We start from the raw sequence: 8,550 nt of genomic DNA on the forward strand, positions 1-8,550 counted from the left end.
CTGGCATGGAGGCTAAGTGTCCATAAAGCCTCCAATCACGCCCTCACCGCCTCAGGGTCACAGAGAAGCCAAAGGTGGTTCCCAGTACGTCATAGGTGTCCGGGAATGTATTATAGGCTCCTGGATTGACCGGCAGCGGCGGCTTCTTATCAAAGAGATTGTCGATACCAAAGGCTAGGGTCAGCCCCTCCACGGGCGGACGAACTGCCAAGTTCAGGTCGAAATAATCATAAGCGGGAATCCGGCCGACGCTGCCCGCCGTCGAATCGCGAACCGATCCGATACGCCTCCATCCAAACTGGACCGTCAACGGTTTGCTATCCCAGGTAATCGTAGCACGCGACCGGAAGTCAGGCGCAACTAGCGTCACCAAGTCCGACGAACAGGCGGCTCCATAGGTCCCCTTGCAATTGACGGGCGTCAGAGCGGCGTTGCGCTGAATCGAATATTTGGTGACGATGCTCGCCGTATAACCGAGAGTGAGCCGACTCTCCGGCGGGCCGAAATCGAGATCGAACCCATAACGGAAATCGATGTCGATGCCCTGCTGCTTGATGAGCGCAAGATTTCGATCATCGACGAAGGCATTCAAGATGTAACCAGTGGTCGGATCCCGGGTCACCGCGGCGCACAGCGGATTGCCCGGTGTCGGGTCGGTGATGTAGCAGCTCGTGAGCGCGTCGACGGGCTGGATCTGGCCGACCGCATTCCGAATATCGATCTTGTACCAATCGACCGATAGGTTGAGACCGCGCAGGAAGGTTGGGGTGAAGACGCCGCCAAGGGTATATGTCTTGCCTCGTTCGGCTTCGATGTTTGCGTTGCCGCCAAAGAAATAGCCACCCTGCAGATTTGCGGGGTTGTTGGAATCATAGGGGCCCCGATACCCTTGCGCGGTACATTGCGCGATCGTCGCCGAATTGGTCGCACCCACGCACGGATCCCCGGCATAACGCGGGAAAAGACGGGCGACCGTCCGCAGGTTGGCGAAAGGTATCGAAAAGACCGGGTTGGCGAATTCGCCGATATTGGCGTCCCGGATGACGGTCTGACGCGTACCGCGTAGCCGCAGGTCGTCGGAGACAATCCAATTGATCCCAAGCTTGTTGGTATCGTAGCGCCTGTCGTCCCCGACCGATTTTTCATACCAGGATCGGCGATATGCACCTTCGACGGTAAGCTTCTGGACCAGCGGCAAATCCGACAGCAGCGGGACAACCAATTCGCCGAACAGTTCATTCACCTTGACGAAGGGCGGGACAAGTGGCGCCGATTCGGTGCCTTGGTTGAACGATGTTCCAAGGTCGGCACCGTAGACGAACCGGCCGGTTTCGCGTCGGAATTCATAGCCGGCGGTGAATCCGATCGGCCCGGCCCATCCAGCGAAGAAGTCGCTCGTATCACCTGAAACATATGCCGAGGCCACCTGCTGCGTTCGCTTGCGGTCGCCAAAGTTGAAATCGCGCAGCACGCTGGTGAAGTCGCCGCCCGGCCCGAAGATATCGGTCGTGTTGACGAGCCCGGCAAAGGCGGAACGCGTACCGTCGCCCTTGACGACGATCGATTCCTTGGACCGACCATATTGGTAATAGGCGTCCCAACCGATCGCCGGCGTGATGTCACCGCGCAGCCCGATCAGGCCCTGAATGGTTTCGCGATTGTTCTGCGCATAGGTCACGCCGAGTTCGCCGAGCGAGCGCCGGACGTTAACGGTAGCAAAACCGTTCACGAAGGTCAGTCGTGCCCGCGCCTGAGGGTCGAGGAACGGATTATTCTCGGCAATCTGGACGTTGATCCCGTTCGCTCCGGTAGTCGGAGGATTCTGCCCTGACCGGCTACCGCCGCGCGTCCGCAGGTCGGAATACATAACGCGACCATAGAGCTCGACATTATCGAGCACGTCATATTTCAGGAACGCGCTCGCATTGATGCGCCGCAACGGCTGGACGAGCAGGAAATCGGGCGTGTAGTCGGTCGATTGCGGCGTAAGCGTGAAATTGCCCGAGGCGTCGTAGGAAAAGGTCCGCCCGCTCGCGACGTCGGTGAAGTTGCCCCCGATCGGCAGCGTCGCAACGCCGCGGCGCGCGAAGTCGCGGTTCCCGGCAAGAAGCGAATCTCGCTCCGTATATTCGCCGTATACGACCAGATTTCCCCGACCACCCAGTGACAGACCGCCCATTACATGGCCGCCGAACTGCGAAGCACCGCCGGCCACCGCGCGATAATTGGCGTTCGCTTGCCACCCTTCGAATGAATCGTCGATGATGAAGTTCACGACCCCCGCCACGGCGTCAGCACCATACACCGCCGCCGCGCCGCCGGTGAGCACGTCTACGCGCTTGAGCAGGGGCGCCGGGATTGAGTTAACATCAACCGCGTTTCGGAAACTGAACGGAATGGCGCGAGTCCCGTTGATCAGAACGAGTGTGCGGTTCTGCCCGAGATTGCGCAAATCGAGGGTCTGCGCACCGAATGCGTCGCTACCAACCGATGTCGAGTTCACGCCGCCCGCGAGCTGCGGCATCTTGACCGAGAAATCCTCGATCGTGACCGCCCTTTGAAGCGATATCTGCTCACCCTCGACCGCGCTGATTGGGCTGGTGGAGGTCAGTCCGGGCGTACGGACGCGCGTTCCGGTGACGATGATATCCGACTCCGCGCGTGCCTCGCTCGTTGCGCTACCGGATTCTTGCGCAAACACGGCACTTGCTGACATGAGCGCAATCGATGAAGCTATCGCCGATCCGCACCGCAGGAATCCGCCTTTTATCTGGCCCATTTTGCTCACTCCCCTCTTCAAAGTTATCCCGACTATAACACAGTTATATACCATTTCAATACCAATAGGCAGATGCGCCCTCATTCCGCGTACCGCACAACGGCGGCGTGACCTCGTGGGCAGCAGCTAAAAGGGGGCGGCCATAGCCAGCCGAAATCATTTGCGCTGTTGATCCGATTCGCGATCGAGCATTCAAAACACCTCGAAATCCTCGACTGCAGAGCAGAGTTCGCGCGCGCGCCGACAGGCGGTTTCGTCATGCAATGGGCCTTGCGCCGGCAAGTGGAGCTTTTAAAAGCCGACGTGGAGTTAATACCAATCGTGTGCCGAGCAACCAGCCGACCGCTATGGCTAGGACTTTCGCAATGAAATCTGGATCAGACGCGCGGTGGCAATTAACGAGGACGGATCATTCACCTCTCGCTCCAGTCTTCGCTCGATATCGTCTAGCGCCAACTCATCGGCGATGCCTTGGCTTATATATTTGCCACGGACCTCCTTGAGGCCGAGCAGATAGAGCTGCTTGTACCGGGGCCTAGAAATCACCGGCTGCACGAAACGGATCTCGGCGGCGCTGTCGAGCGCAACCGCCTCGCTCGCCAAGTTCAGGCTCGACGAAAAATTCTGGCCAAGCGAATCGCCAAGCTTTCGGTAGAGATCCTCAACTTCCTCGATAATTCCAGTGCCCACTAATGTCCTTGCAGTGCCGATGTCGGGCTCCTCGAATATCAAGCGCGCTCCGGATCGCATGTTGGCGAAAATTCTGCCCAGCAGATCGATGCAATCGCGATTGTGACCAAAGACGAACCGGCCGTAGATCAGGTCGTACCCGGAAAGCTGCTCCAGATAATCCTTGAGATCCCCAACTCGATACTCGATGTTGGGAGAAGGATTTTCCCGTTTAGAAGTGTCGATCTGCGATGGCTCGCGGTCAATGCCGACTACGTGCGCCTGTGAGCCAAAGTGGCGCGCGAGACGGATCGTGGTGTGCCCTACACCGCAACCCACGTCTAGGATCCGTGACGGTGCGGGCAAGGAAACACCTGAAAGGATATGCGACGATGTGACCGCGTGAATCTCGTCAAGAACGGCCAACCTTTCGACAGCTGACTGCCCGACCTTCAAAGCATATTTGGACATATGGACTCCCCGTAACATCTGCTCATAAATCGTCCCGTTCTGGCCACCGATTGCAAAAGCTGGTGGATGTGATCAATATGTTCGGGATAAGCTGGGGCCTCCGACTGAACGGCGTGGGTGCCTTGCGGGCTTGCGGCTCCACCGTTATCATCTCTCGATTTCATGCGTGGAAGCACATCGTTACTATGTTTCCCGTTCGCCGATGTCCGATCTATGCGCGTTATAGCGTCCTTCAGGCCACAGGAAATGAAAATATATCCCGTCTCCCCTATCCAAAGATACTGCCTGCTCGTTTCTGGGCGAAAAAATTACGGTGCTGACATGAATGTCGGAGCCTGCCTCTACTTCCCTGTAGATCTGGATTCGAGTATCGTTATCAACCGTGTCTCGAAATGTCTGGCATTTCATCCAGCTCTGAACGCTAGGTTCGAAATTTCCCAAGACGAATGCATTTATCAGTCCATAGATGATACTGACAATTTCATTGAATACCTAGATTCCTCATATGAGGTAAAGAGCCTCATTGGGGATGAGAGCATCTTTCAGCACTATCGGGAGTGGTATGCTACGAGAGGCGTATCGCGAAATCATGCCGATCTGGTGAGCGGCGTCGTTTCCAGGAACAAGCATATCGAATATGCTCTATACGATGAGATACCCCGAAGAGTTTCGATTATTGGATCGCCGTTAGACGGGTATACTATCTGCCTGAGCTTCCATCATGCGATGTGCGACGCGACATCGGTTTCGATCCTGCACCAATATCTGAACGATTATATCTTGGGGGTGCCGTCGTGTAGCGGCATGCAGCTTGAATTTCTGGATCGATGTGTAAACGAAGATGAGCGATTGCCCTTGGTCCAATCGCGGCAATTGCAATATTGGGAGCGATTACTCTCCTCTTCGAAAGACGAATCCAATGCCTCCCTCATCGATAGGGAAGCGAGTCTTTGCCTTTCTAAAGTCATACATTCTTGCGATATCAGAAGCATGTTCGGATCGAGGAAGGTTACACAGTTTCCTCATCTTTGCGCACTTTATGAAGGGCTGGAAGCGGTAACCCGAATAAGCAGACGCAATATTATATCGACTATAGACAACAGGCGATCGGCGGAAGATTCCCGGATAATCGGATGCATGTTTCGCCATCTGATCTGGTGTTTCCCCGAAGGAGCTGACTCGAGCAGGGCCGCATTGCGTAAATTCCTCGTTGCACAGGCAATGCGTCATTATCAGAATGTTGATGTAACCCTTGATCTCATCCTAGAAGCCTACAGCACTCAACAAGGCCGATTTCCGGCTCTGGATGCGGGGTTCAGTTTTCGGATTGCCGGGATGGTCAAAACCGACGTCTTGTCGAAGTCCGAAATAGTTCCGCAATATATCGATGCTTTGTACGAACGGCTGAAAATCCACCTTCATGTGGTGATTGATGGGGACTTGGCCACCTCATACTTAGTGTATAACAAGGAATTCGTAGCTCCCAACGAGCTGGATATATTTGAAAAGAGATTCACCCATGCCTTGGATCATTTTAAAGGTGTGGATTGAAAGTTGTGTTTCCGACTTGTTATACATAGGTGTGACCGATGTTGACCTTGCTTGATGCGGTTTGCTGTGCCGGTTCTCGTGAGACTCAGAACGACGACATGTTCGGGTTTACACCCCGTCGCGCCTTTGTCGTCGATGGGGCAACGGATTTGGTCGACACACCTTTCTCTGGCGCGGCGAGCGACGCCTCCTGGCTCGCCAAGCGCGCAACCGCCGGGCTCTCTGTGTCGGATTCCGAGCCGGACACAAGGAAAGTCATTCGCGAAATTTCCAATGCTGCAGCGAACGAATGGCTCTCGAAAACGGATGGAGCTGATATCCCTCTGTGGGCCCAGCCGTCTGCGACCATGTTGGTGGTCAGCGAGATCGAGGGCGCGATCGAGATTACCCGGCTTGGTGATTGCTCCGCGTATGTTTTGGATTCGAATGGCGTTCGCTCATTCACAAGCCAGAGCAAAGCCGACGAGGAGCGCTCGGTCCGAAGCGCCGGCGTCACGGCGCGCAATAAGCTCGATTTTGAGCAGCGGCCGCAGATTGAACTCCTTCGAAGCAGGCGAATAGCGTCCGTCCGCGCCGCGCATGTTTTTGGTTTGGACTCGGCTTGCGGCGACAATGCATTCGTCGAACGCATGCCGGTTGATCGACCGGCGCATGTGCTGGCGATGACCGACGGCTTTTCAACGATTATAGACCTCTATGCACGGTATACTGGTGCCTCGATAATAGCGGCAGCCTTGGAAAGGGGGCTGACGAGCATCGTCGACGAAATACGCACTGTGGAGACGAGTGATCGTACAGGGCTGGAATTTCCAAGGTGGAAGACGTCGGACGATGCAACCGCTGTGTTGCTGCGGATTGATTGAGGCGACGCGGGCTCAAGTTTGGCTAACGCCCAGATTTCGCTTACAATAGATCGCAACTTGCTGGGAGATCCGGCGCAGCTTCACCCGTATCAGCCATGCTCGTGTTCTTTGTGGTTGGTGGCGGTCGTCCGTGCCGACATAAAGAAGCGGGCATAAATGAGCAGAGCCAAGCCACTCAGTACCGCGGCGGCGAAGAAGGGCGCTCCTGGCCATGACACGCTGCCGAAAATCGGATCACTTCCAACAAAGGCCTTGAAAAGCTGTGTCATTACGAGTGGACTCACGATTGATGCGACGGCAGTGATAGAGGACATCGATCCCTGCAGAGCGCCTTGAGATTCGCGCTCGGTTCTCCTGGAAAGAACAGCCTGAAGGATCGGAAAAATGGTTGTGCCCGCGGCCATGACGAGGATTAGCCCCCATATCAGCGTTTCGTTTGAAGAAAATGAAAGTCCCAGATAGGCAAGCGTGACGCAGGAAAGTGCGGCAATGCCAGCGACTTTAGATCCGAACAGGCCCTCCATATGACGCGGGAGGACGATTTGGGCCAAAGCAATGAAAACGCCGTAGATAGCCATCGAATATCCGATTGTCGTAGCATTCCAGCCCAGATTATTGATCGCATAAAATGCCCATATGATCGGCAGCGCCTGGAAAGACACTTCGACCAGAAAGAAAACAATGAATAGCGATCCAGACGATGACATAAAACTTGTCGAGAAACGCATAATCTTCCGGGTGCCTTCATCTGTGTTTTGACGAATATCGTGGCCCGAGAGGGTTTCGGGAAACAGAAAATATCCTGCAATCAGCGTGGCCGTTGCAATGCAGGCGGCCACCCAAAAGGGAGCTCGCACCCCATGGCCTGCGGCGAGCCCGCCGAGCAATGGCCCCAAAATAAGTCCCAGTCCGATCATGGCGTGCAATACACCGAACTGCTTTACCCGTTCTTCCGGTTCGGTGACGTCGGCAACGCTTGCGGCGGCAACCGGATATGTCGCACCGAGAGCGCCGGAGAACAGTCGGCCAACGAAGAGCCACAAAAGGGACGGCGCAATAGCCATAAGAGCGTAATTGACCGCCAAGCCGCCGATCGCAGCAAGCAGAACGGGTCTCCGCCCTAACCTGTCGCTTAGATGTCCGACAACCGGAGAGAAAAGGAACTGCATTGCAGCATAGGAAAAAAGAAGCCATCCTCCAATCGCACTCGCTTCGCCGATTGAAGCGCCGGTGAGCTCAAAAATTAGCTCCGGCATGACGGGCAAAATGATGCCCAGCCCCGCGAGATCGATCAATATAGTTGCAGAGGCGAACCCGACGACGCGCCGCGATCGTTGGCGGATGTCTTTCACGCTCCTAGCCGCCGCTTCGCTTGGCGGACAATCATGCGACGGGGTGTGCGGATGAAGGCCCTGCGCTCATATTCGATCTCGGTGACGGCAACATCGCCGAACGGCAGGCGACGGGCCAAATGCCTCCAGGCGATCTGCGCTTCCAGCTTGGCAAGATGTACGCCAATACAGAAATGGCGCCCGGCACCGAAGCTCAACGGCGTGAGGCTTCTTCGATAAGGGTCGATCTCGTCCGGTTTGTCGAAGACGCAGGGGTCTCTGTTTGCGGCCGCGAGGACGGCGATTACCATGCTTCCGCCTTTGATGAGATGCTCGCCAAGTAAAATATCCTCGGCCGCCACACGTCCGGTCATATGAATCGAGGGAGAAAGCCGAAGGAGTTCATTGATAACCCTCTCGTCATGCAGATCCGATGCGGAAAGCGATTTGTCTACGATGTTGCTGAAGCCGGCACCGATCAGATTGACCGTCGTGTCGATGCCAGCCGACAGGACAAAAGCGATGTTCGAAATCGCCTCCTCGATCGATAGAGTCCCATCCTCAATAGCTTCCCGGATGTTCGAAAGCGCGTCGTCCGGCGTTGAAATCCGTTCCAGAACGCTGGCAATGCACCGCGACAGTTCGTCGTAACTTCTTTCAGCCGTCACGAGCTCCTCAGCCTTGGCGTTTATCGGCTCGAGAAATATCACGCTATCAGAGGTGAAACGCCGGATAATGTCGCTATCGCAATCTCCAATGCCCAAAATGGCCTTAATCGTGTCCGTTGCCACGGGGAGCGCGAAGTCCTGTACTAGGGTTAAAACCCAATCAGCCTCTTGAAATTGCTTGTATGTATTGATTCAAAGGGCCTTCACCGCAGCGGGAG

6 protein-coding genes are annotated in these 8,550 nt (G+C 55.6%); 2 read left to right on the forward strand and 4 right to left on the reverse strand.

Annotation, left to right across the window (positions count from 1 at the left end):
- Positions 1-43 precede the first annotated feature (43 nt).
- Complete coding sequence (locus tag AC3WS4_RS25160; RefSeq protein WP_052208312.1) at positions 44-2,779, reverse strand: TonB-dependent receptor plug domain-containing protein; 2,736 nt, start codon at positions 2,777-2,779, stop codon at positions 44-46.
- A gap of 351 nt (positions 2,780-3,130) precedes the next feature.
- The gene (locus AC3WS4_RS25165; protein ID WP_039575630.1) at positions 3,131-3,919 is read right to left on the reverse strand and encodes a class I SAM-dependent methyltransferase; all 789 of its coding nucleotides are present in this window, start codon (positions 3,917-3,919) and stop codon (positions 3,131-3,133) included.
- 246 nt (positions 3,920-4,165) lie between these two features.
- Between AC3WS4_RS25165 and AC3WS4_RS25170 the strand changes: the two genes are divergently transcribed.
- Both AC3WS4_RS25170 and AC3WS4_RS25175 read left to right on the forward strand, forming a co-directional pair.
- Complete coding sequence (locus tag AC3WS4_RS25170; RefSeq protein ID WP_160292422.1) at positions 4,166-5,470, forward strand: condensation domain-containing protein; 1,305 nt, start codon at positions 4,166-4,168, stop codon at positions 5,468-5,470.
- 38 nt (positions 5,471-5,508) lie between these two features.
- Positions 5,509-6,333, forward strand: coding sequence for a protein phosphatase 2C domain-containing protein (locus tag AC3WS4_RS25175; RefSeq protein ID WP_039575636.1), 825 nt, complete (start codon positions 5,509-5,511; stop codon positions 6,331-6,333).
- A gap of 89 nt (positions 6,334-6,422) precedes the next feature.
- Here the strand turns inward: AC3WS4_RS25175 and AC3WS4_RS25180 are convergent, their stop codons facing one another.
- Together AC3WS4_RS25180 and AC3WS4_RS25185 are read right to left on the reverse strand one after the other, a co-directional pair.
- Complete coding sequence (locus AC3WS4_RS25180; protein ID WP_039575637.1) at positions 6,423-7,685, reverse strand: tetracycline resistance MFS efflux pump; 1,263 nt, start codon at positions 7,683-7,685, stop codon at positions 6,423-6,425.
- Positions 7,682-8,455, reverse strand: a complete 774-nt coding sequence (locus tag AC3WS4_RS25185; RefSeq protein ID WP_148309132.1) for a cytochrome P450 — start codon at positions 8,453-8,455, stop codon at positions 7,682-7,684. The genes AC3WS4_RS25180 and AC3WS4_RS25185 overlap by 4 nt, the downstream gene beginning before the upstream one ends.
- Between the last annotated feature and the right edge of the window lie 95 nt (positions 8,456-8,550).

The sequence above is a fragment of the Sphingopyxis sp. EU05-FHT14B03 genome (genome assembly GCF_058790875.1).

Coding starts and splice junctions, on each gene's coding strand:
- AC3WS4_RS25160 (WP_052208312.1), bottom strand. CDS start 2,779: ATGGGCCAGATAAAAGGCGGATTCCTGCGGTGCGGATCGGCGATAGCT.
- AC3WS4_RS25165 (WP_039575630.1), bottom strand. CDS start 3,919: ATGTCCAAATATGCTTTGAAGGTCGGGCAGTCAGCTGTCGAAAGGTTG.
- AC3WS4_RS25170 (WP_160292422.1), top strand. CDS start 4,166: ATGAAAATATATCCCGTCTCCCCTATCCAAAGATACTGCCTGCTCGTT.
- AC3WS4_RS25175 (WP_039575636.1), top strand. CDS start 5,509: ATGTTGACCTTGCTTGATGCGGTTTGCTGTGCCGGTTCTCGTGAGACT.